Origin of the sequence: Bacillus sanguinis, from assembly GCF_018332475.1 — a bacterium.
In the GTDB taxonomy this organism is placed as follows: Bacteria; Bacillota; Bacilli; order Bacillales; family Bacillaceae_G; genus Bacillus_A; species Bacillus_A sanguinis.
In genome coordinates this window covers 1-1,607 of sequence record NZ_BOQB01000502.1, presented here as the reverse complement: position 1 = coordinate 1,607, position 1,607 = coordinate 1, and the positions used below count along the sequence as shown (strand labels likewise).

General features: G+C 33.0%; 1 protein-coding gene. It reads right to left on the bottom strand.

Annotated elements, in window-relative coordinates:
• On the bottom strand, positions 1–1,468 hold a 1,468-nt coding region (locus KI369_RS28050), incomplete at its 3' end, for a beta-Ala-His dipeptidase (protein ID WP_071729142.1).
• Positions 1,469–1,607: the final 139 nt, after the last annotated feature.

Genomic DNA, 1,607 nt, shown 5'->3' with positions numbered 1-1,607 from the left:
ACTTAGCTAATTCTTTCGTACCTTTCATTACATCAACGAAGAATCCCCAGTTATTCACAACAGAAGAAATACTAATATGTTCATCTGGAGTATGGACATTGAATATATCTGGACCGAATGAAATTGCATCTAATTCAGGCATCTTTTGAACGAATACACTGCATTCAATCCCAGCGTGTACAGCGAAGATTTCAACATCTTTATTGTATTTTTCTTGATGTACTTTTTCAAATAAATTACGAATTTGTGAATTCGGATTGTATGGCCATTCTGGATACTCTGACTCTATTTCAAATGTTGCGCCAACTAATTCCGCAATACATTTAATCTCATCTGCAATATGTTGTTTTAAACTACTTACAGAACTTCTCACTTCGTTACGTAATTTAATTTCATCTTGCAACGTTTCAATAACACCTAAATTTGTTGAGCTTTCTACTAGACCTTTAATATCCATGCTCATACTTTGAATGCCATTTGGAATTAAGAATAATGATGAAATAAGTTGCTTTTGTGTTTCTTTAGCGAATACTTTTTCTACTTTCTCATCCAATTTTGTAAGTGTAACATGAACATCTGGATCAACAGCACGCATTTCTTCTTGTAATACTCGTGTCCATGATTCTAACTTTTCTTCTACCTTCTCTACATCTTCTTGACGTAATAAAATTGTAGCTACACTTTCACGCGGAATTGCATTCGTTTTTAATCCACCGTGAACTTCACTTATATCAAATTGAATATTTACTGATAAATCATGTAATACTCGTCCTAATACTTTGTTCGCATTACCACGTTGTTTATCAATTTCCATACCAGAATGTCCGCCTTTTAGACCGCCAACATATAAACGGTATGCATCCATATTCGCGGGTGCTTCATCCCAAATTACTGGAATCGTTTCAACAGCTTTTGCACCACCTGCGCTACTTACAAGTAATTTATGATCTTCTTCAGAATCAATATTAATAAAAATCTTTCCTTCAAAATGATTTGAATCAACAGCGAAAGCTCCACCCATTGTCGTTTCTTCTTCAGTAGTAATAACTACTTCTAGTGCTGGATGCGGAATGTCTTTTGAATCTAATAAAGCTAATGCATATGCAACTGCAATACCATTATCAGCTCCTAAAGTCGTTTGATTTGCATATAACATGTCCCCAATAATTCGTAATTCAATTGGATCTTTATCAAAATCATGTACGGTTGCTTGATTTTTTTCGCAAACCATATCCATATGACCTTGAATAATAATAGCTGGTACATTTTCATAACCAGCAGTTGCTTCTTTTTTAATAATGACATTTAATGCTTCATCTTGAATCACTTCTAAATTACGCTCTTTCGCAAAGCCAACTAAAAAATCACTAATTTCTTTTTCATTACCTGATCCTCTAGGAATCTTTGAAATTTCTGCAAAATGATAAAATACAGGGTGCTTTGTTAATTGCTCTAAAGTAGAATACATTTTTAAGCTCCTCTCAAAATGACAAAATAATATGTAAGTCTGCTATCATTATACCATGATTCGTTACTTTCCCTTTCTATTTCATCCTTTAAAATCCACCCTTTAAATATTTAATCGTATAAAAAAAACGAAAGAAAAT